The following is a 25,262-nucleotide window of genomic DNA, read 5'->3' as shown; positions in this document are numbered from 1 at the left end:
TTAAAGTTCTTGCTATGCAAGGGTTTAGACTGATTTATGGTGTGCGATCGCATTCCTTAACCCTGCTTCTGCTTTCTTACCATCATCGCAAAAGGTAAGTCAGAGGCTGTAATCGTTATCTCAGATTATAGGAGCTACAAAAGAAGCTGGGTGGATCGAGACAGACAAATCCGAATCAACCTCTAGCCGCTACGCCCGCTATCTCCCTTTTTGGGCATAAAAGTGTTTTAACGCAAATCGCCATGAGCCGCTCTCAAATCCCGAAACTCTTGTAGAACCAACAAAAAAGTGTTTTAACGCAAATCGCTTCGGAGTCCCTCTTAAATCCCGAAACTCTTGCAGCACCAGCAAAAAAGTGTTTTAACGCAAATCGCTTCGGAGTGGCTCTCAAATCCCGAAACCCTTGTAGAACCAACAAAAAAGTGTTTTAGCGCAAATCGCTTCGGAGTGGCTCTCAAATCCCGAAACCCTTGCAGAACCAACAAAAAAGTGTTTTAATGCAAATTGTGATGAGCGAAATACGAACGAAGCCGAAACCCGCATTGAACTAATTGACCCCGCAATAAAAGCCGCAGGCTTAGAAGTTATCGAAGGTAGTCGCATCCGTCATGAAGTCGTGTACACATTCAGAGAGACATTAAAACTATTTGTTCGATTAATGGACGATAAATAGTATTATCCAAATGCGTTAGATACCAGTCTTTATAAGTACCTGCTACTAAATGTTCTTCAATAAGTCGGGCTTCTTCCAAAAGTATCCATAAATTATGAGTTGCTCGATTCCAAAAACCTATGCTTCCACTTTGTTGTAAACCCTTTATTCCATAATTTTTACATGCTGGGCATTGACATTCTTCAAGCTTTTTGATCTCTTGTTGACTAAGTTTACGACCTCGCCATTTTCCTAATTCTGCTACAATACGTTCTCCAGTTCCTGGTAGCTGTATGATCCCACGAGCAGCACGATTTCTCCAACCACTGGAATCTACAGAATTAATACCTAATAAAGCGGCTATATGTAAAGTAGAAGTACCGCCGATACCAAAGATATGAAGTTTTTGTTCCTTAAAATTTTCTCTAACATATCGAATGCTATCAAGAATTTTTTTGTGAGGTATAGCTTTTGGTGCGCGTAGTAAGTTAGGGACAATACCGCCCAATGCAATACCTTTTTTTTGTCTTAGTGCTTTATTTTTATTAATTTTTCTAACATAGTCTTCTAAGAAATTACTAATGTGAATAACAGGAATAAATTGACTATCTTTATAAGCAATATTCATTTTCATTGTCAGGTTAAAGCATTGTTTCTGTTGGGATAATGACATTTTTGGAGTAGGAATAAAATCTTGAGGAATTGGACACCAATCAGGCTTAGCACCTTGAACAAATTCTTCATAATCGTTTGTTGATATTTCCCCACCACGACTAATAAAGTAGAAAGCGCCATTGTCAAGGTAAAGCTTTACTTCCTCTGGGATGCCAAGATATTTTCTAAGACTTTGCTCCATAACTTTACGTCGAAGTACGGGTCTTTGATAAAATTTGGCGTAGGAAACCATAACTGCTTGCAAATGTGGAAGATAATACGGAGAATTCTTATCCCACACGCAAGGTTTAATTCCTTTCAGACTAATGCCAGCAACAATTTGCATTAACAGGCGACCTGAGCAACTACATATAGTTTTGCATAGACTTATAAATTACTAGCAATTTAGTATTTTTAAACTAGACAGGTTCTAACAGTCTGACTTTTGAGGCTTGATTGACTAATTCAATGGCATAACCATTGGAAAAGGCACAGGAAAAATCTTCGAGATGGGAAACTAAAATAATGCGTGCTAGCCGATGTTGTAATTCGTTAAGTTCTTGAATCATATCATCGCGCCCATTCTTGTCCAAACTACCAAAGCCTTCATCAATGATGACTGACTCAATGTGGCGTGCGCCTTGTCCCACATATTGACCAATAGCTAGTGCTAAACTAACAGCAACTCTAAATCGCTGGCTACCACTAATTTGAGCTATTGGTGTGGGATAAGACCCAATTTCTTGGTTATACGCCACTAAATCAAGAGCTTTGCTAGACTCTCCGCTAGATTCTTCTGCTTCTCCACGTAATTCCAATCGCATTTTGCCGCGTGATAAACCGTCTAAAATTTCATTGGCAAGTTGCACAATAGCTTGTTCTGCACGACGTAATAAATGCAATTGCAGACCTTGTGTCCCATTACCTAGTAAATCACAAAGTTCTGAAGCATGGCTTGATGAAGTAAACTATTTTTCTCATCCATACTGCTGTATTTTGTTTTTTCGTCTTTTAAATAACGAGACGAAGTTGGATAGGGCATCAAAACAAATTGAACTTGCTGACCAGCATTATCTTCTAGTAATAAATAAGTTGGTCGTGCTGCTAAATAAAGCCTTCCGCGTGGTCTAGCACCAGGTTTGTTGGGGTCAATTGGAACGGCAAGATCTAGAGTAAGGCTCATTAAATTAAAGAAAGCTTCGTTGTCGTGATTGCCACTGATAGTGACAATTGTGCCACCTCCTAATAAAAATGGCTTGAATACTTCATTCATATTCTCAACTGCTGATTTTAGCTCTTCAAGTCGGTTATACTGACTAAATAAATCACCAGCAACAACCATAACATTTACCCTATGTTCGTCTAAGTAATTGGCGATTTCTTCTAAACGTTTTACAATATCGCCTTGGCGAGGTATTCTCCCTAATTTGTCGTTTAAATGCCAGTCAGATGTATGTAAAATCCGCATTCTATTTCCTCATTAATAAGTAGCAATATCGTCGTCTTCTTCTTCCAAAATTGTTGCATTAGCATCAACAATGGGATTACCTGTTGCTTCTCTAGGATTCATCGCCCAAGGTGGAAGCGGTACTCGGATGTGCATTGGTTCATTCTCCTGAATTACCATTTTTTCGCTGACAGTTAATTCAGCAGCTTTGCGTTGGTTGCTTTTACTCAAAAAACGCCAGATAGATTGGGAAAGTTCGAGACTTCCGCTACGACCAATTACGCGGATACTTGCGTTCTCGATTACTTTTTCAGAAACTTTTGAGGCTTGTTGTTGAGCACCAAGTAAAATGATTCCTTGCGATCGCCAAATCCAACACGCACTTCAGGTTGTTTTTGAAGCCAAATATGTAACTTAGTTATTGTTGTTCTTGGTAAAGCGTTTCTCGTTGAGCTATGAAGAACAAGTGGTAAAACGAAAAAAAGAAGAGGATATGGCATACCCTGCTTCTTTTCTTTCTGATAACCCTTAACAGCATTTTGAAGCAGAATAGAACAAAAAGCTGGATTTAGAAGGTTAGCATATTCAACTGGACGCTCCTGCCAAGACCGCACAAACTTGTCTCCTACGTAGTTGCTAATAACTGGGTTAGCCTCTCTAAAAATTTGGGATGCCAGTGTACGCGAGGTGGATTTTGATCGGCGAGTATGTGGTAGCTCCCACGCATTACGTATGGTTCTGTAACTTGAGACCGAATACGAATGTCAGCCTTTTGCTCCATCCACTTAAATACTTCTCTACCAAATTTTTGATGCTCAAGCTCATTTTCACTACTATCTGGCATCTCATCTTGGAGCGCAAGCATATAACGCTCCCACTCATCTATTAATCTTTTCTCGTATTTTTCGATTTCGCCTCCAAACAGGAGTTCTTCACGCGCCCACCTAGAACCCTGCTCGAATGCTTTGTAGTAATCTAATATAGCTTTTTCAATTCGCTTGTTATTAACAGCGATTTCCTTCAACTGAGCTACAAAACGTCTCTTGTCTTGTGACATTGCAAATTGTTCGGGAATTTCTAAATCAAAAAAGTCAATCGGCAAAGCATCCGGTTTAAATTGGTCATTAATTTCACAAATTTTATCGCGTACTTCAAAACCTGAGATGAAATTAACAGAATTATCACGAAGATGCTGCACGACTTTTCCAAACCACCAACCCTCCAGTCGTTCGTAAACACTATTTCGATGTTCTCTTCTGACCGCAACCAATTTCTCTTTAATTTTTGGAGTTAGATCGATGATGTTTGGAGAGTAGTCGAGAATTTGAATAGAATCAACTAGTAGTAACTCACTTTCTTTTGTACGAGTAAACGGATAAAGCTTTGCTGGTAAATCCGTTTCATCCCACTCAATTCGTTTTAAATATATTTGCACAATTTCTGGTATTGCTAACTGTCCATTTCTGGAAGCATTAACCAAATTTCCTAAATGTTCAATAAATAAATCTATCCCATCGGTATACAGCTTTTTATAAGCTAGCGGATGCTCCATTCCATAAGATTTTTGAAGTTATGCAACCCCTTGCCTAACCTTTTCTAAAGGTACTTGATGATATCGTCGAATCGCATTAAGAACGTGCAATTCTACCAAATTAGTAAAAGACAATAATCGTTTATCTGCTTCAGGAATAGTAATAACTGGTTGAAAACGTTTAGAACCCAGCTTAGTCCTATATCGAGCGCCAAAAACCCAAGAACGCACGGTTGAATACGGCACCCGTAAATAGTGTACCGCCTCTGCTGCGCTATAAGTCCCTATGTTGCGGGGGTCTTTACCTTGATACAGGTCGTTCAACAGTTGTTCTCCGTTCACCTTTTGATGATAATAGGGTACAGATAAAGCTGGCTGGCAAGAAATTGCTGCACGTCACGCAAGTGCGTTTGCATTTGAGATTCTGGCAAAAATCAACGGAACTCACAACTCAGATTGGGGGCTTCAAAAGGAAAACAGTAGACTACTAGAAGAAATAAGCAATCTTCGAGAGCAAGATCGTAGTCTTCGAGAGCAAGATAGCAGGCTTCAAAAAGAAGAAAACAGGTATCGTAATGATATAGAAAAGCTGTATTCAGAAATTCAACAACAAGAAAAAGAAAGTGTCCCTTTAGAAGAACAACTTAAAAGTGTTGCACCGCAACACACTATAGCAGCTTCGGACTGGTTAGCTAAACGAAAAGATATCGCAAGGGTAGCAGTTCAGCAAGTCTTTAATGATAAATCATCAAGACTGCAAGAAATGATTTTAGAGACAAGGTTACCACCAGATAAGGCTTTTGAAGGGTTTTGCCGTGAGATAGAAATTTACTTGAAAAAAATTTATTATTATCTTTTGAGTGACAACAAGAATCTACTCGAACAACCAGGTTCTCCAGTGTGTCTTCCTGTAGCTGCATATCAACAAGTGCTTAAAATTGTTGGAATAATGGCATATGAAGAAATAGGCGAAGATGGTCAACAAGTAAAAGAGAGTTTAGAAATTCTGATGTCTAAACTCTCTTAAAGGCGCTTTCTAACCACCTAACTCATAAATTTGTCTCTCAAGAGATTCAGCTTGATAAGTCAAGTTCTCAATTTCTGCTTGTAAATTCTCACGTTCTTGTTGTATTGTATAAAGTTGCATTTCCTTGTTCACTAGTTCTTGTTCTTTGTTTGTAATCTCCTCAGCAATCATACCTAATTTGATTTTTAATAGTTGAATTCTAGGGTCTTCTATCATAGAAAACGTGTATAAAAACCAATTAAATATTCAATTAACCTTGGCAAATAGCCGGAAAATCATTCTAAAGATTTGATGAACTATGGGTAAGGTGAGTCACACCTATTTAAGTAACAAAAGATAGATACTACTGGGTAAATTTTTGTAAAATATTCAAAATAATAAAATAAAATTTTACTTTATAAATCATCTCTTATACAAAAAACGCCTGAAGATTTAGCACTTCAGGCAGAACCTTTAATTGGAGTGACTATTAACATAACCACCTGTAAATTTAGACATCATAAATTAAACATTCAGGCGCATTTGGGTTGTCGTCACAATATTCCTCTAAAGCAGTTTTGCGATGTGCTGCTAACTTATGAGATTTCTCTGCTTGCAACTCTTCAACAATATCCCAGGCTACAGCACATTCACTTGAACTATTTCCCTTCAATTCACAAGCTGTACGGGCTTGCTCAATAGCTTCTAGAATGGCTTGTTCTAAAATTTTAGTATTTTCATTACCACCGATCGCAGCAGTGGAATTTACACTTTCCCAATTGGCATCTACGGTTTTTGTCATTAGCTTCTTGATGCTCTCATTCAAAGTTTAACAGTCGGTATAGAGTTCTATCTCTAAAGCTGACTCTTTTAATATATGCACTATTTCACTTCAGATAGTGTATAAAACCGTAGCTTTTATGGGTTATTTTCCGTACTGTAATTATCAATTCTATAAATCAATATCTTAATTTTCTGGTAATCTTGGTTCTTGTGGGACGGGCGTCTCGCCCGTTTGTATCAGGTGGGCAAGATTCCCGCACCACAAGAGTTATATTTTTACATTATGCTAGAGTGAATTAGCGAGTAGATAGGGTATTGTGATTGATTTAATGGTGGGCATTGCCCACCCTACTACTAACCATATACGGGCGCAAAGCCGCCGCGCCCCTACTAACCAAAATGCTTAATAATTGCCTCAGCAAATTCAGAACACTTTAAAGGTTCTACAGGTGGTTCTAACAAACGTGCCAAATCATAAGTAACTTGACGGTTTGCGATCGCATCCCCCAACCCTTTCTTGATCAAATCTGCTGCTTCTTGCCAACCCAAATACTCCAGCATCATCACACCGGATAAAATCACGGAACCAGGGTTGATCCTATCCAAACCAGCATGTTTGGGTGCGGTTCCGTGGGTTGCTTCAAAAACAGCACATTCATCGCCAATATTTGCCCCCGGTCCCATACCTAGTCCGCCAACGATCGCCGCCGCCGCATCAGACAAGTAATCCCCATTCAGGTTCATAGTCGCCAAAACGGAATACTCATCGGGTCTGGTCTGGATTTGTTGGAAAATACTATCGGCAATGCGGTCATTGACCATTACCATTACTTTCCACTTACCCTTTCCGTGGCTTTCCCAAATTGAGTCCAGAACAGTTTTCACTTCTTCAACCATTTGGGCTTGCTTGTCTGAAGTCAAAGCATCAAACCCAGGTTCAACCATTCGAGCATTATCTTCCAAAGAGAGATTGGGATTGTTCTCTTTGTTACTCAAAATCCAAGATTCCCGTTCGGTAACGCACTCAGAGCGAAATTCGCTGACTGCCAATTCGTAGCCCCAATCCCGGAAAGCGCCTTCAGTGTACTTCATGATGTTGCCTTTATGCACCAGAGTCACCATTTTCTTGTTCAGTGGAAGTAACAAAGCGTGTTTGATAGCACGTCTCACCAGGCGTTGGGAACCAGTTTTGCTAATAGGTTTAATACCTATTCCAGAATCCAAAGGAATTTGCTTGTTCCCATGTTCTGGAGTTGCAGGAATAAGTTCTTTGTTTAGGATAGAGATTAAGCGATCGCCAACTTCACTTCCTTGACGCCACTCAATTCCTAAATAAATATCCTCCGTATTTTCCCGGTAAATAATCACATCCAGTTTTTCTGGAGTTTTATGAGGAGAAGGAGTACCTGGGTAGTATCGGCAAGGGCGTACACAGGCATATAAGTCAAAAATTTGACGCAACGCCACATTAAGGGAACGAATGCCACCACCAATAGGAGTTGTCAGCGGTCCCTTAATCGCGACACCGTATTCCTTAATTGCCGTAAGGGTATCCTGAGGCAAATACTGGTAAGTCCCGTAAACTTCGAAAGCCTCATCCCCAGCGAAAACCTTAAACCAACTAATCTTGCGCTTGCCCTTGTATGCTTTTGCCACAGCAGCATCAAGAACCTTTTGAGCAGCCGGCCAAATATCTATTCCCGTACCATCACCTTGAATAAAAGGGATAATTGGATGGTCAGGAACAACAGGCTCACCGTTTTTGAAGGTGATTTTGGCTCCTGTTGTGGGTGCAGTAATTTTATCGTACATTCAGCACTGCTCTTTATTTACTAAACATCATTGGACATCGTTCAACAATTCTTGCTTCAACCAGCGCAGTCAACTGCTAACTGTCCACAAGCGTGTTTGTTCGGATCGAGCCTACCCTACTACATTTATCGTAGGCGAGCATTTATGAGGTTAATTGATGCGTGTAAATCCCTGTCCTCGGTGTGGTGGCTGTTGGGGTAAGTAAACACGCGGTTTGACAATTTCAGTATCTTTTCTACTTCTACAGAGGAAAGAGATATACCAACCGTCAACTTAACGGTAAAAACATTTCTATCCTTATGTTGTACGATTTTATTGTAATGCGTTACTGATTACACGACAAGGGGGTTTCATGGCGAAAAATATTTTAAACGTCAGAATTAATGATGAAGAAAGGCAAATCCTTAACGATTATTGCAATGTAGCAGAAAGAACTCAGTCCGATGTGATCCGAGAGCTAATTCGCTCTCTGAAAAAGAAAATTAAGAAGAGTCAGGATGTTCCATGATGTCCTAAGTTCACTCCTGATTAGCTATGCTGCAACATCTGCGCTCTTGGGATATTAAACCCAAAAATGAGAAACTGATGATTGGAAGGCTAGCAGATTTTTGTATGTCTTTATTTGGTAGATTTATGAAGCGCAGAGTTTTTTCCCCTATTCGCAGAGTGTGTGGCGTGCCTTGCCTGGGATCGATGAAACCGTTATTATTTTACCGCTTATACACTTTTCTCGTCTACTGTGTGAGAAGTGTTCTTTGGAGTAGGGAGTAGGGAGTAGGGAGTAGGGAGTAGGGAGTAAGAAACTCAAATCCATTTTCGTGTAAACTATTCTTTGCTCTTAGTCGCCATTATGTACTTTTATACACCACAACAAATGCAAATGTTGTTTCCCCCACTCCCCACTCCCCACTCCCCACTCCCCACTCCCTAATTTTATAGCTTGTTCACCGATCGCATTTCACGAGTAATTACTGCATGACAGACCCAATGATTGTATCAGGCACTACTAGCAACATCGAATCCCTCCGCCAACCCTTAGTCGCTGGGTCTCTTCAAATCCAACAGCAGGTGATTCCACAGCTTGCTAACCTGGGAGAAGGGGGATTAGATGTTCTGATGGAATTTTTATATGAACGCCGGAAAAATCCAGCCACTTGGGTAGACGGGAAAGTTTATCAAGTTCTTTATACCTCTGATTCACCCAAAGCCAAGGAATTTTTACAAAATAATTTTCCTTCAGGAATAGTTCCCTTAAAATCGGATTGCAATATAGATTACAGCCCCATACAGAAGCTTCTAGCAGCCCAAGATTTTCAAGCCGCCGATCGCATAACTATACAAAAAATGTGTGAATTAGCAGGACCAACAGCAATACAAAGAAAATGGCTGTATTTTACCGAAGTCGAGAATTTTCCAGCCACCGATCTACAAACATTAAACACCTTATGGGTAGTTCACTCAGAAGGCAAATTTGGCTTTTCCGTTCAAAGAGAAATTTGGTTGAGCTTGGGGAAAAACTGGGATAATCTTTGGGAAAAAATTGGTTGGAAAAAAGGCAATAACTGGACTCGATATCCCAACGAGTTTACCTGGAACCTCAGTGCGCCTAAAGGTCACTTACCCCTATCCAACCAACTCAGGGGCGTCAGAGTTATGGCTTCTTTACTATCTCATTCAGCATGGAGTTAGTAGTTAGTGGTTAGTAGTTAGTGGTTAGTAGTTAGTAGTAGAATAATTGACAAAGAGCAACTAACAACTAGCAACTATCTACTATCTACGAATCTAAAATGGCAACCGTTCGTCTAGAAAACATTAAGCGTAGATTTAATAATGTCACCGCTATTGATGACATTACTTTTGACATACCCAATGGTGAGTTTTGGGTGTTAGTTGGACCATCAGGTTGTGGAAAATCTACCATTTTGCGAACTATCGCTGGTTTGGAAACTGCGACATCTGGCAAACTCTATATCGGGGAGAGGTTGGTTAACAATATTCCCGCAAGACAGCGAGATGTGGCAATGGTATTTCAAAACTACGCCCTCTATCCCCACATGACAGTGGGGCAAAACATTGCTTTTGGGCTGCAAATGCGAAAAATTGACCCGAAAATCATTCAAGAACGAGTCATAGTAGTGGCGCGATCGCTTTCTCTAGAACATCTTTTAGAGCGCAAACCCAAACAACTTTCAGGCGGACAGCAGCAGCGTGTTGCCTTGGGAAGAGCAATTGCTCGCGAACCACAAGTTTTTTTACTGGATGAACCACTGTCTAATTTGGATGCTCAATTGCGGGACGATACACGGGCTGAGTTGAAACAACTTCATCAAGAACTGGGAATTACGACTATCTATGTGACTCATGACCAGGTTGAAGCGATGACTTTGGCTGACAAGATAGTGGTTCTCAATCGGGGACGAATTCAACAAATTGGCGAACCACATATTATCTATTCCCAACCGACAAACCGTATGGTTGCTACTTTCTTGGGAAGTCCTCCAATGAATATCGTACCTGCAAAGTATACGGGTGATGGCTTTGATGTTGTTGGTCAGACGTTACCCTGTCCGAATTCTGTTCAGGAAAAATTGCGTCCTGGGGTGGGACAAGGTTTTGATTTGGGAATTCGTCCGGAACATATTTCTATTGTTGAACCTTCTAGGCGCACAGAGGAAGAGTTTGGTGAGTTAACAGTGGAGGTTAAGGTGGTGGAACCTCTGGGACGGGAGACTTTGGTGCGGACTGGGTTTCCTGGTACGTCAGTGATTTTGAATGTTCAAATTGGTGCTGATGTACTTCCCCAAAGGGGCGATCGTCTTTCTTTGAAGTTTAATTTGGATAGATTATTTGTGTTTGATTCTGCAACTGGTGATAAGTTATACCCTTAGTGAAGGTGATGGAATTTTGTTGTGTGGTGGAACTTGCTGGTAGGAGGATAAATCAAAATCATTGGGATTTAATTCAGGTGGGAATATCTGTATTTGCATTTCATAACTTTGCGACTGATAGTAAAGTGCGATCGCTTCTTCCAATTTGTAAAACATAATTGGAACCCATCTCAATACTGCTCGGTTAAGGGAAATAAAGGGTAAAACAGTGTCAAATGTGTTCGCGTATTAAAAACGATAACTGAAAGCGGATGGGCAAGGTTATTTTTTGTCTTTGAGACTTTCGTACAAATCTATCCAGTTTTGTCTGAGAGAATGAATCGTATTTTTTAAGGTGTCGATTTGCATTCTTCGTGTAACTTGCATAACAGCATCAATATGAGCGGGGCTTCCAGCTTTCCCCAAATGCTTATATTTACTTAATTTATTAGGAGTTTGCGTAGGGAAAATCGGCATTTGAGCGTGCAACTTATAGTACCAGTAAGTTCCTTTTTGACCGCGTGCCTGGTAGCGCAGGACACAACAACCTTCGGGTGCAACTTCTCCTGAAGCTTGAATTTGTTGAATTTGTAGTTGTAGAGTAGCGATCGCTTGCTGTAAGAGTTCGGCTCTGGCAATAATATCGTCAGTTTTCGTAGGCATCAATTGGAATTGGGGAAAGATAGAGTTCTCGAATAGATTACGAGAACAAAAAGTGTTTTAATCAATATTATCTTATACGAAATTTCACTTCAAAACTGAGTGCTAATGATGCTAGTTAACTTTGAATTCAACAATCAAATCCTAAATCGGGCACAATTACTGCTGGCTCTTAACCAGATCATCCCTACCGAGTCGATTATGGCAGCGATTACAACAACGAGTAGTACCGCACGGCGTCAAAGAATACTTCCTACACACGTAGTAATCTCTCTAGTAATCGCCATGAGTTTTTGGTCCTCCGATTCAATCGTGGATGTATTGAAAAATCTCATTCAGGGTTTTAATTCTTTGCAAATCCCCTTTAAGAGACGTTTTAAGATACCAACATCTTCATCAATAAGTGAAGCTAGACAACGAATTGGTGCTGCTGTTATGACTCGTTTATTTGAAATTGTTGCAAAACCTTTAGCAACAATTAAAACACCAGGTGCTTTTTTGGGTGGACTGAGAATAATGGCTTTGGATGGCACAGTTTTTGATGTTCCTGATACAGAAACTAATGCTAAAGTATTTGGTTACCCTGGTTCTCGTCCTGGTACAAATCCGGCTTTTCCCAAAGCTAGGTTAACTTTTTTAGTCGAAGCAGGAACTCATTTAATTATCGACATATTTTGTTGTCCATATCGAATTGGAGAGAGAAAAGGAGCTTTAAAGCTATTAAGAAGTGTTGAGGAGAGTATGTTGTTAATGTGGGACAGAGGACTGCACTCATTTAAAATGATTCATGCTGCAATCAAACAAAAATGTCATATTCTTGGTCGCGTGCCATCTCATGTAAAATTTGAGTTTGTTAAAGCTTTTCCTGATGGTTCCTATCTAAGTTGGCTTGCTCCTGATGGAAAGTCAAGAAAGAAGGGAGCGACGAAAATACCTGTTCGTGTCATTGAATATATTATTGAAGTTGAGGGTGTAGAAAAGGTGTATCGTTTAGTAACTGATTTGATGGATATTTCAACTTTTCCTGCATTGCTCTTAGCCCAAGAATACCATCAACGGTGGGAAGCTGAGAACACCTTGGATGAGTTAAAAGTCCATCTGAACGGTCGTAAAATTCCTATCCGCTCGAAGAATCCTCGTGAAGTTATCCAAGAAATTTATGGTTGGTTACTAGGACACTATTGTATACGTTATTTAATGTTTCAAAGTGCAGCAATCAAGGGAATATCTCCCCTAAGTTTAAGTTTTACCAGTTCTCTAAGAGTTGTCAGACGTGCTATTCCTCAGTTTCAACAGCAAGTTAATCATTCTCTTGAGAATATGAATATATATTTTAGCTGGTTAATCTGGGAAATCTTAGACTTACAAATACCACCAACCTCAGGCAGAACTAATCCGAGGGTAATCAAGAAAACTCGTTCTAAATTTAAAACTAAAAAACGATGTCATAGAAATAATTATACTCCCCGGCAACAACTATCTTTTACAATTTTTACAACCGCTAGTTGACATCATCTAGTAGTAGAAGATAGTTGAACTAGATAGAAAATTAAAAGGGACAAGGTTTAGAGATTTTTTCAATTAAATATAAACATTCTTGAGAGATACTTGCTCATCTCTTGTGGGTTCATTTATACAAATTTCTCTCATTTTTGTTCTCGTAAATAAAACGAGAACAGTTTCTTCGGAATTTTAGGCTTCACTTTCCCTTAACCGAGCAGTATTGGAACCCATCTGTCATTTTTGTAAAAATAGATAGCAACTTTATCAGTTGTGTTTTCTGCCACTGGTAGCGGACATTGCCAGGGTGATATCATTGAATACATCAGGTGTTTGAAGATTTGCACGATTCTTCGCTCGAAGCTTGACGATTGAGTTATAGGCATGACTTCATACTTTGGGTAGATAAGCTAAAAACTTAAGAGTGTTTTAATATTTGTATGTGTTTCTTGAAATCCTCTCTTTCTTCCCTCTGCGTTCTCAGCGTCTGGAGTGATTCATTCAAATTTTTAGAATTTAGATAGGAGTTCTAACAGTATTAATTGCTCCTTTCGCGCATGAATTTTAGTCTGCAAAATATTGTCATCAGTTTTAGCTCTCAGTCACTATACATAGACTAAAAGTATTAATGCTGTCTCATTGTTGCGAAGAGCACAAGTTTATACCTCTTCCTTTTGACAGATAAAATTGATCGAAACTAGCTGACAGTTTATTTCTTTTGAAGTAGAAATTTACTCCGGATTTGTAGGTTCTTTGTATGGTGAGCAATGCTAGCCCTACGTATATTTCAAAAAATCAAATAGGACTTTTATTAAGTAGGTCAACATAAGAAACGTGAGACATAGAAACCCGGTTTCTCAAAGAAACCGGGTTTCTGACGACAAGCAAGCTATGTATTAACAGGCTGACATTGCTGTGCCATTCCTGTTAGTAACCGGTTAACAGTATCGCGCTTTAAGGAGTCAATAGAATTTAACATATCTTGATATAAAAGATAGGCCAGCTCATCATTCAAGATACGGTTATGAAGTAACTTTGTCCATTCCGGTGCTGAAGTTGCCAAACTAGGAATGACATCAATAAATGCTTGGAGTTGCTCTTTTACATCAAAAGATTCTAAAAAGTGAATGAGACCAAACATCACTTCCTGATGTTGACATTTATCGTCCAAGACTAAATGTAGTTCTCTCAAATATTTACTATTAGGATTCTCCGCAAGTTCCATTAAAGCATTTTCAAAAGCAGTAATTTCTTCACGGTATCGCATTAATTTATTAGCTTTCAAGATGCTAAGTAATGTATTTTCATCCATTGTTTAATCCTCTATTTATCAAAAATCCCCTGCCATGTCGATTTGTTTTGTCTAATGACTTGTTGTAAGCTATGCTTAATCTCCAAATTATAAAGTTTTTGACTTCGATATATCGATCGTACATCCCATACCTCACGAGCCAGCGCTTGTCTTGGAGATAAACCCAAATTGGGGGACTGTCCATAGGATAGAGTTTGCCGATGGCGTCCACCCATACCAGCAGATAAATGCTCCATCATAATTGCGATTCCTTTGTCTCTTGTATAACCAAGCACTTTTACTTGCATATACGCATTGGAAGGGATGTGATGTGGTGTTAAATTATCGCCTCTACGTCCTTTTTTAAGCAATTCACAATAAGTACCGACAGCGCCCTCATTTGGAAGCAATGAATTTGACATAATATTGTGATTAGCTTGCTTCCATGTTTAACACAGTCTTCTTCAAGAAGCTAACTCAAAATAACATAAAAACACACAAAAACACATAAAAAGCTACTCGACCAAGATCTAGCTTCGTAGCAAAGTGACGAATATTATGAATTTAAATGATTTTTTTCTAATTAAATATGCTCCAGAAATTCTCCAACATTCTGGCGAGCATTTATTTTTGGTAATTATTTCTATTACTACCTCGACAATTATTGGTCTTCCTTTAGGGATTTTGATTACTCGAACTAAAAGCTTACAAAAACCTATTTTAGGTATAGCCAATATCCTGCAAACTATTCCTAGTTTAGCTTTATTTGGTTTATTAATTCCGATTCCAGTTATTGGTGGTATTGGTGCAACTCCGACGATTGTGGCTTTAACTTTATATTCTTTATTACCTATAATTCGTAATACTTATACAGGTATTATTAGCGTAGATGCAGCTATTATTGAAGCTGGTAGGGGAATGGGAATGACGGATAAACAATTATTATTGCAAGTAGAAATTCCTTTAGCATTGGGGGTTATTTTAGCAGGGATAAGGGTGGCAATGGTAATTGCCATTGGGATTGCGACTATTGGTGCTGCAATTGGTGCTGGTGGATTGGGTGTGTTTATTTTTCGGGGAATTGCGGTGGTAAACAATCAATTAATTTTAGCTGGTGCTGTTCCTGCGGCAGCAATGGCTTTGCTAGCTGATTTTGGGATAGGGTGGTTGGAAAAGCGGTTTGAAGTTAGAAGTTAGGAGTTACGAATGAAAAGATTTTTGGGATTTTTGGTTTTAGGGTTGGTTTTGATTTTGGCTATTGCTAGTTGTAATTTGACCAGTAGTGGTGGAGGTGGAGGTGATATTGTTGTTGCATCTAAGGATTTTACGGAGCAGGATATTTTGGGGGAATTGTTAGCGCAGCAGATTGAAGCGACGACTAAGTTAAAGGTGGAAAGAAAACCTCGGTTGGGGGGTTTGTTTGTTTGCCACAATGCGATCGTTGCGGGTAAAGTAGATGCTTATATTGATTATACTGGTACTGTCTATACGTCAATATTAAAGCAGAAGTCTATTAGTAGTGCTAGAGAGGTTTTTGATAAGTTAAAAGCAGCTTACGCGCAGCAATTTAAGTTGGAAGTTATGCCTCCTTTGGGTTATGAAAGTACTTTTGCAATGACTATTCGCGGTGAAGATGCAAAAAAATATAATCTGACAAATCTTTCGGATGCTGCTAAGTATACTCCTCAATGGCGGGGTGGTTTTGGTTATGAATTTGTCGAACGTCCAGATGGTTTAGCAGGGTTGGTTAAAACTTATAATTTACGTTTTCGAGAGCCGCCTAAGTTAATGAGCTTGGATTTAATTTATCGGGCTTTAACTCAAGGTTTGGTCGATATAGTAGCAGGAAGTTCAACTGATGGGCAAATTGCTCGTTTGGGTTTAGTTGTATTGAAAGATAGTTTGGGCTATTTTCCTCCCTATGAAGCTGTACCAATTGTCCGTCAAGAAACTTTACAAAAATATCCAGAATTAAAAGCAGCAATTTCTCAACTTATAGGAAAAATTACTGCTGAGGAAATACAAAAATTAAATAGTCTAGTTGAGGGTGAGTTGCGCGATGTCAAGGAAGTGGTACGAGAGTTTCGCAAATCGCAAGGGTTATGAAGGTGGTTAAATAACCTTTTTTTACTTGGAAACCCAAAAGAGTTATGGTGTTTAGTTCATATTCGCCAACACAATCTTTGAGTCGGTGGAAGAAGCTCCACTAACCATCCCTGAATATTCCCCGTTATAGTTGGTAAATTCAGACGGTGCTCTCCGAATATTAGATAGACGAATTTGCCAATCAGAAACCTCTGCGTAGCTCAGGTGATGAGTATTGGAAGTAGTTGTCCATACCCCCCAAAGACAGGTGTCTTCAAACTGTAGCAGTCCTGCCTTGCGTAAATTGTGGGCTTGCGGAGTTCCAGGCAAGGGAATAATGCTGTAGCAGGAAGTCTGAAATTCCAGATTCGGGTTAATTTCTACTAGTTCATCCACCAGTTCTGAAATCGCTTCCTCAAGACGTAACAAGTCATCATGGTCATCATCAGGTAGCCCGATAATGATGCCATAAGCGATGACAGGTACACCAGTTCTGACTACAGATTTCATCAACGTACAATGCTCTTGCCATGGCAGGAGTTTCTTGTAGGCTTCTCGTCCAAAAACGGGACGTTCGGCAGGAATGTAAGCCAATGGACAACCTACTTTGCCATCCCAGCCAAAAAGTGCTTCAATGAGTTCTTCATCAGGTCTGAGGTCTGTATTTTCGTAGTTACGCCCAGCCCCAAGAGTTGTTTTCCTCAGTTCTAAACCATTCGGCCACATCAGAGTTATTCCCATCTCCCGCGCACCATTGGTAATTTTGAAAATCTCTTCTCGCCCCTCAGGGAAGAGTCCGCGAGCGAGGAATTGATCCGAACCGATATTAATCGAAACAGCCCCTGCCTCTTTCTGAATAGCCAACCATTTGAGGGCTGTTTCTGGTGACATTCTTCTAAAGCCAGTGCCGTAGGTGGGTGTCATGCAAAAATCACAGGTGCGATCGCAACCAATGTCAGCGACTAACGAACCGACTGGCACAAATCCCTGGACATTGGGGAGTGTCCCTAAACATTCCCGCGCTACTTCTAACGAGGGTAGCGCCCACTCATCTGGACTTTTGGCTTTAGTTTTCCTGGGATACTGTTTACCATCTGCGAGCATAACACCCGTAAGTTCTTCTCGAAGGGGTCTTCCCAGTACATAGTCAAAAATAGCCCAATTCGCTGCCCCAGATTTATCCTGAACGACTGCTGTTGCGCCAGCCTTGAAGTAGTGGTGTGGTTCAGCCAGAGCATCCGAACCGCCAACGACAATGGGACGCCCCCCCTTAGCCAAATGCTCAATTACCATACAACTGACTTGACGGTCTTGAGAGAAATTCACTGTAATTCCCCAAGCATCAAATGCGTGGGGATTGAGAGCAGAAATTTTGCCCCCAACATAAGTTTTCTGCAAAGTTATCCCTTTCCAGTCAATCTCTCCAAATTCTTCGCTATGATGATCGTCTCTAAGGTTGACCAATTGGGCATCAAATCCTCCTGCTTGCAAATCGGCTATCAAAACTTGCTTGCTGATTAGGGAACGATGTCTGTATAAAGAAGTCCAATTTTTGCCTTCTGCATCGTAGAGTCCCGTAGCAGGAGGTTCAATTAGTCCAATTGTTGGATACTTGTTAGTTACCATAGTTTAGGGTGCAAAGTGTGGACTATATAGTCGGGAATTTTCAATCCGATCGCCATCGCAACTTCTTGGTGGTTGGAAAAGTCGGTAAGGCAATTTTCCATAACGGCACCAACCTTAACTTGATACCAATGGTATGTTTGCCCATTCCAGATGAGAGCGGGCAAGGATGTCCATACCACAAGACAATTTTGGAAATTTTTATTTGCCAATTTCTAAAATTATACTATAAGAAAAAATATAAGAAATTTATGATGAGATGTAAACAATTTTTATTTTCTTAATTATTTTCCTGCCAAGGCTTTTTTGCTGTACCGCTTCATCCCGAACTGCTAGGTTCAGAAAACCAAAAAGTTTTTCCCAAAGGCGTTCGCCCTTGGCGCAAGCTGTACCCGGCTTATCGCGAAGCGCAAGCCTTACCAGGCTTATCGCGTGCAAACTTCTTGACAAAGGTGCAAAAAGCTGTTGTGAATATAAAGTCAAATAATTATCACAAGAACAGCAGATAGACTGTGCGGTTATTATAAGTTAATAAATACAAAATCCCTAAAATACCGTATCTTGTTATCTAATTATGAAAGTTCATAGACGTATTATCCTTCAAATGGGTGCAGGTGCCGTTCTTGCATCTGTAATTCATGGATGCAATCAGAAAACGTCAAACCAACTAGTTACGAAGTCGCCATCTTCAACAGAAAAAACAGGAATTGCTCCCAAAATTATTATTGGTCACTGGCCTGTATCAGCAAGTTTAGCGTTCTATTTAGCTCTAGAAAAGGGATATTTTAAACAAGCCGGATTAGATGTAGACGCCAACAAATTCCCTGGAGCACAGCAGGTTGTTGAAGGGCTAATTGCTGGACGAGTTCAAGGTTCGGCGGCTATTGGATCGAGTAATCTAGCTTTGGGAGAAATTTTACAACCTGGTTTATTTAAAATCATTGCATCCAATCCCAGCAATATTCAGAGCGTAGTGGATGAAATTATTGTGGCTAAGGATAGTCGTATTAAAACAATTGACGATTTAAAAGGAAAAAAATTCGGTACGGGTCCCGGTCCTCAAAATCAGGCGTTAGCCAAAGGAATTTTAGAAAAAATCGGTATTGACAATCCTCAAGTCATTCAATTGGAAACAAAGCAACACATTCCAGCGATTGCTTCAGGTCAAATTGATGCTGTCTTTACCTTAGAGCCTACTGGAACGATTGGTCAACTTAAAGAAGTTACAAGGATACTCGAAAGAGGAGTTATTGCTAAATACATTCTGGGAAACTCCAGTGTTCCTTGGTTTGGTGGTTCATCGACCCTGAGTACTCAATTTATTCAAGAAAATCCAGAAGCCACGAAGAAATATATACAAGTTTATCGCCGCGCTATTCAAAATATTCGTGACAATCCAAATGAAGCACGCAAATATTTGGCTGGTTACACTCCCATTGAGGGAGAATTAGCTAAAGCAGTTCCCATACCCGCCTACAAAATGTATGATGAATTTACAGATTCAGACCTGAAGTACTTTCAAAAATTTTTCGATTATATGTATGAAAAACAAGTCTTTTCTAAAAAAGTAGACATAACCTCTTTAATCTATAAGGATGCCTAATGATATACTTGACAATCCAAAGGTGAATCCTATGGATACAGGGGCAAATATCAGTATCAAAGGCTTGTGTAAGTCTTTTGCAGGTCAAGTTCTGTATGAAAATTTTAATTTAGATTTACCAAAGGGATATTTCATCTCCATCTTTGGTCCCAACGGATGTGGCAAATCTACTCTAATTAATATGATGAGTGGATTAGTGCCATTTGACAAAGGTCAGATATTAATTAATGATAAACCGATTCGTCGGGCGCGAATTGGTTATGTATTTCAGAATTATCGAGATTCACTATTTCCCTGGTTAAGTGCATTGGATAATATTGCTTATCCTCTCAAAGTAAAAGGGATGTCGGAACGGGAGAGTAAACAGCGAGTCGAAAAGTTAATAAGTGCTTTTGATATTAAATTAGATTTGAAACGCTATCCCTACAGTTTTTCAGGTGGACAACAACAACTCATCTCAATTTTACGAGCACTAGTCGCCGAACCAGAGGTTTTGTTTCTTGATGAACCGTTCTCCGCACTGGACTTTGAAACAACTCTCTACGTTCGGGAAAAGTTACAAGAAATTTTTATGGAATCTTCACTTACAATGGTGATGGTGGTTCACAATCTGGAAGAAGCAGTCTATCTGGCAGATATGATTCTGCTATTAAGTAAGCGCCCTACCTCTTTGGTTGAGATGGTTCATTATAAAGCTTCACGTCCGCGATCGCCAGAAATTTTATCCGAACCAGAGTTTATTCGTGTTAGCAGCCATTGTCTAGACGTGTTTCGTGAAGAAATGCGGAAATGATATGAAGAATATCGGTAACAAACTGTTGCCTCTGATTGGTGTTTTGTTGCTGTTTGTGCTGTGGTGGTTAGTGGCTAAGTCAGGATGGATTAATCCGGTTTTGCTACCCACTCCGATTGATACTTTGGGTGAACTGTTTAAAGCAACGTTTAGCGGTACTCTGATGCAAGATTTCATCGCTACCGTGATGCGAACCTTCCAAGCATTTCTCATTGCGGCTATCATAGGCGTTCCTTTAGGGGTCGTGTTGGGAAGTTCAGAACCTGTCTATCGCAGCTTTGAGTTTTTGATTGACTTTTTTCGTTCCACGCCTGCGAGTGCTTTGATTCCAATGTTCATCCTTTTTTTCGGAATCGGTGAATTTAATAAAGTTGCGATCGCAGCGTTTAGTGCTCTACTGATTATCGTGTTCAACAGCGCCTATGGCGTTATCCATGCTACAAAGAACAGGATTTTAGCTGCGAAGGTGATGGGTGCTAATCGATTTAAGATTTTTAAAGATGTCTTGTTTTGGGAAAGTCTGCCTCAGACGTTTATTGGATTACGCAGCGGTATCAGTCTCGCTTTGGTGATTGCGATCGTGGCAGAAATGTTTATTGGTACCGAAACGGGACTGGGTAAGCGTATTATTGATGCTCAACAAGTCCTGAATGTCAAGGATATGTATGCTTCTATTTTGATTACTGGCATTCTGGGGTATGCCTTAAATGCAGTGTTCTTGCTAATTGAGAAACGATTTATTCATTGGAGTGGTAGGTAATCCAATTCATAATTCGTAATTTGTACAGGACTTACGCAAAAATTGCTAGGAACCTTAATTTATCGAACCGCCAAGACGCCAAGAGCGCCAAGAATTCGTAGAGGATGCGTAAGTCCTAACTATATCTAAATTAATCGCTGACAGAAAGTCAACATGACACCCGTTAACAAATATTACGGTTTGTTTAGAATCTGGTTTGACCCTCATGTTAATTGAAGTTAACGAACCTCTTCAAAAAGGGTAGTATTGGGTAAATGTGGGTAGTAATTAAGTGACAGTTACCAGCCCCTAATGCCTGAGTAAGCAATGGTCTATGCACTAACCCCATAGCTTCAATCGTTTCTGGCGTTGCTTCACTGTTGCAGGATCGATATGACCATCGCCTTCTGTTAGTTCTTGAGCAATCCAACTAAAAGTTTCACCTAAATCCCTGAGGTTTGTGAAGAAGTTTAAGTTTTCACTAGAAGAAATCTGCCGCAAAAAATTGCTATCTGCTTCACCAAACCCGACAGCAATAATCTCAATACCAGCTTGATGGCAACGCTTAGCAGCGCGTATGGCTTTTACTTGATCGCTCCACACGCCGTCAGTCAGCACTATTGGATAGCGTAAACCTTTTGCTCGATCTAAGTGTTGGAAAATTTCATCAAACGGATGAGCAGAGTTTCCGATGCCAGTGCGACCAATCTGTAAATTATCAATGCCAAGTGTAATTTTCTTAGCGTTCTGACTGGCGTGGGTTGTCGTCAGGGTTGTATCAGAAAATTCAATGTTACCAATAATGGCAACTCTCCCATTTCACGAAGAGTAGCCAGTGCTTCCAGTACACCTTCGACACCACCCCGACTTTTTACACCAGCAGAGGCAGCCAACAACGCGAATTCTTCTGTATCAAAAGGTCGGACAACGTTATGCATTCGTACTGGCTCACCATGCCCAAGAGCCGCACGTTCTGCAACTAAAGCTTTAGCAGCTAACCAACGAATTTCTCCAAAGCGATATGGTAACATGACAATACATGGTGTTGTGTCATTCAACAAAGCCTCTAGATGTGGTAACACTCGTTCATCTTGTGAAGGATCTTGGTATAAAGTCTTTAATGTAGCAACACGTATGGATACATCTGAACTAGACAAATCCTCCACTAATTCTTGAAATTCGTTATCGTTTAACATTTCCCTAACGTGTGGCTCCAGCCAATCTCGTCAATTCCCGCACAGCCGCCACTACGTAGTTGTACAACCTCAGTCGCTGTCTCCAAAACTTCATCTTTCCCTGCTCCCTGGCTCACCATGGTAATCAACTATCATAAAGAGTCAAAAGAATTTAACATATCTTTATATAAAGAATAGGCTAATTCAGGATAACACAAAAACACATAAAAACACATAAAAAGACGTGCTCAACCAAGATCTAGCTTTGTAGCAAGGTGAGAAGTGTATAACGCTCTAGCAGTAAATCACGCTATGGCGATTCATCAGCCAGAGCGATCGCCCGTGGCGCAAGCCGAAAGAGCGCTTCTCTCGTTCAAACTTCTTTACAAAATAGAAGATTTTGGCTAAATAAGAATGCAGCATTTGTAGATATTGCTCGTCTAGAAATACTCTTCCTCAGTATGTTGTGCGATCGCACGAGAGCTAGAGCGCCAGTACATAAATCATAAAAACGGGTAAACCTACTCAAAAAGGGTAAATTTGAAAAGTTTTGGGGAGTAATTAAGTTACGGTTACCAGCCCCATCTTTGCTTTTTTTGATAGACTGTGCAATACTAAACAAATAACACTATTTATATCGGTTTACCGTACTTTAAAAATAGAATAAACCAATTTAAGGGTAGAGGAGTCGTAAAAATGACAGTAATACAGCTAAGTACAGCATTTGTCATGCGTTTTTGGTGGCATACCAAAGCATACGGGACGGTTTTGATAATTGCCTTGCTTGCCTCGATCAGCGTGATTTTCTTGCAAATTTATTGGTCTTGCCGCAGTTTGCTGCAACTTGTAGCACATCAAGAAATTGGAGACAATGAGTGGAAGACTGTCACTCGCAAATAGCAGAATTGAATAAGTTACGAGCCATCTCATATTTAGCTCCTAACTTATTCCATTTTTATAACGCAGTTGTGGCTTATGTGGGTCGTATTTTAGGTGTTGAAACTCAACTTCACCAAGGTGAATGCGATCCACTACAAGACCCCCTGCTGATAAAAAACCAATTAGACCTGGCATTTATCTGTGGATTGCCTCTCATTCAGTATTGTCAGGTTGTACCTAATCAGTTGCAGGTATTGGTTGCTCCTGTCATGAAAGCAACGCGCTATCAAAACCAACCAATCTACTTCTCAGATGTTATTGTCAATGCTGCTAGTGGTTTGACAAAGTTTGAAGATTTAGCTCTTAAAAGTTTTTGCTACAACGATTTAGGTTCTAATAGCGGTTACAATTTGGTGTGCGATCGCTTAATTCAAAGCGAGCATTCCAAAAACTTTTTCAGTCAAGCAATACAATCTGGTTCTCACCAACGTTCCATTGAATGGGTAGTGAATCGGCGAGTAGATTGTGCGGCTATTGATAGTGTTGTGTTAGAGCAGGAAATTCGACACTTTCCAGAATTGTCTCATCAATTGCGGGTGGTACAGGTGCTTGGGCCATCTCCCATACCACCTCTAGTAGTTGCTCAGCACCTTGGTGCATCTTTGATTGAGCAACTTCAATTGGCTTTACTTCAGCCAGATGCAGAACTGCAAGCTGTTATGGAAGAAGTGGGAGTTCAGCGTTTTGCGGTTGTGGAGTTAGAGGAATATAAAGTACTCGCAGAAAACTTTTCATCTCGTACAAGAGAATTTCTATAAACTTGCTCAAACAACACTCGTTGAGCATGGCTACCACCAAGTTTATAGAGTTGTGGTAAAACGGGTTTTAGTTGCGCGATCGCAGTTGACCAATGACCAATGGCATGAGCAACCAAACCTCTAGCAGCCGGAATAGCAATCTCAAACCAGTTTTGACGTAAGTATGGATTGACAGTTGTAGCGTATTTTTCCATACTTTGCAACATTTGGGTTAACCATTCCCTACGCCCTGCTTTTGCTAGTGCGTAGAGATAATGCAAGTCTTGAAAAGGTAATGCGTGTTCGTGAATGCGAGGGTAAAGATAAACACTTAACTCTTGCCAGCGTTCTCCAACGTCTACTCCGCGCAACTCTAACCTTAACAGGGTTGCGATCGCCCCGACTTGATCTTTGGGAGAGTTTTTCTGAGCGCGACCCCAAACGCGAGTATCGTACAGTGAAAAGACTTTTTCTATGTCGCCTCTTTCGAGGTAATAAAGCGCTATATGCCACCAATTATGAGTATAAAGCATGGAGTTGCAGTTTTCCCAAGTGTCTGCGTGGCTTTCCATCCAAGCGATACCCTGATTCACTCGTCCTTGAGTTTCCATCACATGGGCTATGGCGTGATGCGCCCAAGGATCGTAACGATTTATTGTAGTTGCTAGACGACCAAAGGTTTCTGCTTCTGCAAGCCGATAGCACTGCTCCAGACCAAACGCCATCATACCGTACAGGTAATGATTGTCTCGATTTGCTGACAAAACTTTTTGAGCAATTTTGAGCAGTCTCTCTTTGTCTCCTAAATAGAAATAGTGATACTGTCCCTGTTGAACGGAAATCAAATCGCGAGGAAACTCTTGAGTAATTTCTTCATGTAATGCGATCGCTTTATCAATGGCTCCCGATCCCCAAGCGGCAATAGCTTGTATGTATAACTGTTCTCTATTTGTCAATTTTGCTACATACTTTTGTGCTAAGAGTAAGTGGGAGATCGCTTGCTGAGTTGCTGCAGCGTTTTCCTGAGAGAGGTAATGAGCAGCAGCGTATGCATGAATCATTGCACAAGTTGGATCTGCTGCAATTCCCTCTAAAACAAAAGCTTCCGCATCCTTACCATAACCCAGGGCTTGTTCGATGAAACGGTTGATAGCTGCGATCGTTTCTTGAGAATCTGTTGTCACTTCAAGTCCTTGAGCGTCTTTTAGCATTGTGAATCCTTATCACTCCTATGGTTGAACGCCTGTCAACGCATCAACTGTTTGAGTTGATTTTTTAATAACATTAAGTTTATCGATTTACCGTATTTTCATGAATTATGCCACGAACATTCCCCAAAAGGCAAATATCCAACTTTGTCTTGTG

The 25,262-nt window shown here is 40.2% G+C and carries 33 protein-coding genes; 13 read left to right on the top strand and 20 right to left on the bottom strand.

Annotation, left to right across the window (positions count from 1 at the left end; translation table 11 throughout):
* Positions 1-626 precede the first annotated feature (626 nt).
* From WA1_RS07840 to WA1_RS07810, 7 genes are all read right to left on the bottom strand, one after another.
* Complete coding sequence (locus WA1_RS07840) at positions 627-1,652, bottom strand: tRNA guanosine transglycosylase family protein (protein WP_017749076.1); 1,026 nt, start codon at positions 1,650-1,652, stop codon at positions 627-629.
* A gap of 73 nt (positions 1,653-1,725) precedes the next feature.
* Entirely contained in the window at positions 1,726-2,208 is a 483-nt protein-coding gene (locus WA1_RS07835; RefSeq protein WP_017749077.1) for an SbcC/MukB-like Walker B domain-containing protein, read from the bottom strand.
* 23 nt (positions 2,209-2,231) lie between these two features.
* A complete protein-coding gene (locus tag WA1_RS07830) occupies positions 2,232-2,774 on the bottom strand; it encodes a metallophosphoesterase family protein (RefSeq protein ID WP_017749078.1) in 543 nt (180 codons plus the stop codon).
* 12 nt (positions 2,775-2,786) lie between these two features.
* Positions 2,787-2,984 carry a hypothetical protein gene (locus WA1_RS59540; protein WP_017749079.1) on the bottom strand — a complete coding sequence of 66 codons (198 nt, stop codon included), beginning with the start codon at positions 2,982-2,984 and terminating at the stop codon, positions 2,787-2,789.
* 71 nt (positions 2,985-3,055) lie between these two features.
* Positions 3,056-3,367: a three component ABC system middle component gene (locus WA1_RS59535; protein WP_017749080.1), complete on the bottom strand. Its 312-nt coding sequence runs from the start codon at positions 3,365-3,367 to the stop codon at positions 3,056-3,058.
* A gap of 11 nt (positions 3,368-3,378) precedes the next feature.
* Positions 3,379-4,305: an ABC-three component system protein gene (locus WA1_RS07815; RefSeq protein ID WP_017749081.1), complete on the bottom strand. Its 927-nt coding sequence runs from the start codon at positions 4,303-4,305 to the stop codon at positions 3,379-3,381.
* 18 nt (positions 4,306-4,323) lie between these two features.
* Positions 4,324-4,608, bottom strand: coding sequence for a hypothetical protein (locus WA1_RS07810; protein ID WP_148662651.1), 285 nt, complete (start codon positions 4,606-4,608; stop codon positions 4,324-4,326).
* 439 nt (positions 4,609-5,047) lie between these two features.
* Here WA1_RS07810 and WA1_RS07805 point away from each other — a divergent pair, with 439 nt between their 5' ends.
* Complete coding sequence (locus WA1_RS07805) at positions 5,048-5,311, top strand: hypothetical protein (protein WP_017749083.1); 264 nt, start codon at positions 5,048-5,050, stop codon at positions 5,309-5,311.
* Positions 5,312-5,320: 9 nt separating this feature from the next.
* Here WA1_RS07805 and WA1_RS07800 read toward each other — a convergent pair whose 3' ends face one another.
* The 3 genes from WA1_RS07800 to WA1_RS07790 all read right to left on the bottom strand — a co-directional run bounded on the left by WA1_RS07800 (position 5,321) and on the right by WA1_RS07790 (position 7,885).
* Entirely contained in the window at positions 5,321-5,527 is a 207-nt protein-coding gene (locus WA1_RS07800) for a hypothetical protein (protein WP_017749084.1), read from the bottom strand.
* 274 nt (positions 5,528-5,801) lie between these two features.
* Positions 5,802-6,092 carry a Calvin cycle protein CP12 gene (locus WA1_RS07795; protein ID WP_017749085.1) on the bottom strand — a complete coding sequence of 97 codons (291 nt, stop codon included), beginning with the start codon at positions 6,090-6,092 and terminating at the stop codon, positions 5,802-5,804.
* 371 nt (positions 6,093-6,463) lie between these two features.
* Positions 6,464-7,885, bottom strand: a complete 1,422-nt coding sequence (locus tag WA1_RS07790; protein WP_066612794.1) for an NADP-dependent isocitrate dehydrogenase — start codon at positions 7,883-7,885, stop codon at positions 6,464-6,466.
* Between the two features lie 352 nt (positions 7,886-8,237).
* On the opposite strand from WA1_RS07790, the gene WA1_RS07785 reads away from it, so the two are divergent.
* The 3 genes from WA1_RS07785 (at position 8,238) to WA1_RS07775 (ending at position 10,773) form a co-directional block, all read left to right on the top strand.
* A complete protein-coding gene (locus WA1_RS07785; protein WP_017749087.1) occupies positions 8,238-8,393 on the top strand; it encodes a hypothetical protein in 156 nt (51 codons plus the stop codon).
* 467 nt (positions 8,394-8,860) lie between these two features.
* Positions 8,861-9,574 (top strand): GUN4 domain-containing protein, encoded by a 714-nt coding sequence (locus WA1_RS07780; RefSeq protein ID WP_017749088.1) that lies wholly within the window; start codon positions 8,861-8,863, stop codon positions 9,572-9,574.
* A gap of 98 nt (positions 9,575-9,672) precedes the next feature.
* Positions 9,673-10,773 carry an ABC transporter ATP-binding protein gene (locus WA1_RS07775; RefSeq protein WP_017749089.1) on the top strand — a complete coding sequence of 367 codons (1,101 nt, stop codon included), beginning with the start codon at positions 9,673-9,675 and terminating at the stop codon, positions 10,771-10,773.
* On the opposite strand, the gene WA1_RS56760 is transcribed toward WA1_RS07775, so the two are convergent.
* Together WA1_RS56760 and WA1_RS07770 are read right to left on the bottom strand one after the other, a co-directional pair.
* On the bottom strand, positions 10,762-10,929 hold the full coding sequence (locus tag WA1_RS56760) for a hypothetical protein (protein ID WP_158516613.1): 168 nt from the start codon (positions 10,927-10,929) through the stop codon (positions 10,762-10,764). The genes WA1_RS07775 and WA1_RS56760 overlap by 12 nt on opposite strands.
* Positions 10,930-11,034: 105 nt before the next feature.
* Complete coding sequence (locus WA1_RS07770; RefSeq protein ID WP_017750188.1) at positions 11,035-11,415, bottom strand: hypothetical protein; 381 nt, start codon at positions 11,413-11,415, stop codon at positions 11,035-11,037.
* 105 nt (positions 11,416-11,520) lie between these two features.
* On the opposite strand from WA1_RS07770, the gene WA1_RS07765 reads away from it, so the two are divergent.
* Entirely contained in the window at positions 11,521-12,921 is a 1,401-nt protein-coding gene (locus tag WA1_RS07765; RefSeq protein WP_026135398.1) for an IS4 family transposase, read from the top strand.
* 880 nt (positions 12,922-13,801) lie between these two features.
* Here the strand turns inward: WA1_RS07765 and WA1_RS07760 are convergent.
* Positions 13,802-14,224, bottom strand: coding sequence for an Imm30 family immunity protein (locus WA1_RS07760; RefSeq protein WP_017749340.1), 423 nt, complete (start codon positions 14,222-14,224; stop codon positions 13,802-13,804).
* 11 nt (positions 14,225-14,235) lie between these two features.
* Positions 14,236-14,625: a hypothetical protein gene (locus WA1_RS07755; RefSeq protein ID WP_017749341.1), complete on the bottom strand. Its 390-nt coding sequence runs from the start codon at positions 14,623-14,625 to the stop codon at positions 14,236-14,238.
* 136 nt (positions 14,626-14,761) lie between these two features.
* On the opposite strand from WA1_RS07755, the gene WA1_RS07750 reads away from it, so the two are divergent.
* Both WA1_RS07750 and WA1_RS07745 read left to right on the top strand, forming a co-directional pair.
* On the top strand, positions 14,762-15,400 hold the full coding sequence (locus WA1_RS07750; protein ID WP_017749342.1) for an ABC transporter permease: 639 nt from the start codon (positions 14,762-14,764) through the stop codon (positions 15,398-15,400).
* A 9-nt stretch (positions 15,401-15,409) separates the two neighbouring features.
* The gene (locus WA1_RS07745) at positions 15,410-16,309 is read left to right on the top strand and encodes a glycine betaine ABC transporter substrate-binding protein (protein WP_017749343.1); all 900 of its coding nucleotides are present in this window, start codon (positions 15,410-15,412) and stop codon (positions 16,307-16,309) included.
* Positions 16,310-16,360: 51 nt separating this feature from the next.
* On the opposite strand, the gene WA1_RS07740 is transcribed toward WA1_RS07745, so the two are convergent.
* Both WA1_RS07740 and WA1_RS56755 read right to left on the bottom strand, forming a co-directional pair.
* Positions 16,361-17,914, bottom strand: a complete 1,554-nt coding sequence (locus WA1_RS07740; protein ID WP_017749344.1) for a radical SAM protein — start codon at positions 17,912-17,914, stop codon at positions 16,361-16,363.
* A complete protein-coding gene (locus WA1_RS56755; protein ID WP_158516612.1) occupies positions 17,908-18,123 on the bottom strand; it encodes a hypothetical protein in 216 nt (71 codons plus the stop codon). The genes WA1_RS07740 and WA1_RS56755 overlap by 7 nt, the downstream gene beginning before the upstream one ends.
* A 362-nt stretch (positions 18,124-18,485) precedes the next feature.
* On the opposite strand from WA1_RS56755, the gene WA1_RS07730 reads away from it, so the two are divergent.
* From WA1_RS07730 to WA1_RS07720, 3 genes are read left to right on the top strand one after another with little or no spacing between them, the layout of a single operon-like run.
* The gene (locus tag WA1_RS07730) at positions 18,486-19,514 is read left to right on the top strand and encodes an ABC transporter substrate-binding protein (protein WP_017749347.1); all 1,029 of its coding nucleotides are present in this window, start codon (positions 18,486-18,488) and stop codon (positions 19,512-19,514) included.
* Positions 19,507-20,307 (top strand): ABC transporter ATP-binding protein, encoded by an 801-nt coding sequence (locus WA1_RS07725; RefSeq protein WP_169886887.1) that lies wholly within the window; start codon positions 19,507-19,509, stop codon positions 20,305-20,307. The genes WA1_RS07730 and WA1_RS07725 overlap by 8 nt, the downstream gene beginning before the upstream one ends.
* A gap of 1 nt (position 20,308) precedes the next feature.
* Positions 20,309-21,067, top strand: a complete 759-nt coding sequence (locus WA1_RS07720; protein ID WP_017749349.1) for an ABC transporter permease — start codon at positions 20,309-20,311, stop codon at positions 21,065-21,067.
* 318 nt (positions 21,068-21,385) lie between these two features.
* Here the strand turns inward: WA1_RS07720 and WA1_RS52410 are convergent, their stop codons facing one another.
* The 3 genes from WA1_RS52410 to WA1_RS59530 are packed head-to-tail and all read right to left on the bottom strand — an operon-like array spanning position 21,386 to position 22,361.
* Entirely contained in the window at positions 21,386-21,781 is a 396-nt protein-coding gene (locus tag WA1_RS52410; protein ID WP_272819417.1) for a VWA domain-containing protein, read from the bottom strand.
* Positions 21,782-21,813: 32 nt separating this feature from the next.
* Complete coding sequence (locus WA1_RS07710) at positions 21,814-22,242, bottom strand: hypothetical protein (protein WP_017749351.1); 429 nt, start codon at positions 22,240-22,242, stop codon at positions 21,814-21,816.
* Positions 22,236-22,361, bottom strand: coding sequence for a hypothetical protein (locus tag WA1_RS59530; protein ID WP_272819098.1), 126 nt, complete (start codon positions 22,359-22,361; stop codon positions 22,236-22,238). Before WA1_RS59530 ends, WA1_RS07710 begins: the two co-directional genes overlap by 7 nt.
* Before the next feature lie 142 nt (positions 22,362-22,503).
* Here WA1_RS59530 and WA1_RS59525 point away from each other — a divergent pair, with 142 nt between their 5' ends.
* The 3 genes from WA1_RS59525 (at position 22,504) to WA1_RS07700 (ending at position 23,918) form a co-directional block, all read left to right on the top strand.
* The gene (locus WA1_RS59525) at positions 22,504-22,629 is read left to right on the top strand and encodes a hypothetical protein (RefSeq protein ID WP_272819097.1); all 126 of its coding nucleotides are present in this window, start codon (positions 22,504-22,506) and stop codon (positions 22,627-22,629) included.
* A gap of 288 nt (positions 22,630-22,917) precedes the next feature.
* On the top strand, positions 22,918-23,121 hold the full coding sequence (locus WA1_RS07705) for a hypothetical protein (protein ID WP_017749352.1): 204 nt from the start codon (positions 22,918-22,920) through the stop codon (positions 23,119-23,121).
* Complete coding sequence (locus tag WA1_RS07700; protein WP_017749353.1) at positions 23,097-23,918, top strand: PhnD/SsuA/transferrin family substrate-binding protein; 822 nt, start codon at positions 23,097-23,099, stop codon at positions 23,916-23,918. The genes WA1_RS07705 and WA1_RS07700 overlap by 25 nt, the downstream gene beginning before the upstream one ends.
* On the opposite strand, the gene WA1_RS07695 is transcribed toward WA1_RS07700, so the two are convergent.
* Positions 23,837-25,108, bottom strand: a complete 1,272-nt coding sequence (locus WA1_RS07695) for a tetratricopeptide repeat protein (protein WP_017749354.1) — start codon at positions 25,106-25,108, stop codon at positions 23,837-23,839. The genes WA1_RS07700 and WA1_RS07695 overlap by 82 nt on opposite strands.
* Between the last annotated feature and the right edge of the window lie 154 nt (positions 25,109-25,262).

Origin of the sequence: Scytonema hofmannii PCC 7110 (assembly GCF_000346485.2) — a bacterium.
Lineage (GTDB): Bacteria > Cyanobacteriota > Cyanobacteriia > Cyanobacteriales > Nostocaceae > Scytonema > Scytonema hofmannii.
This window is presented reverse-complemented; position numbering and strand designations above follow the sequence as displayed.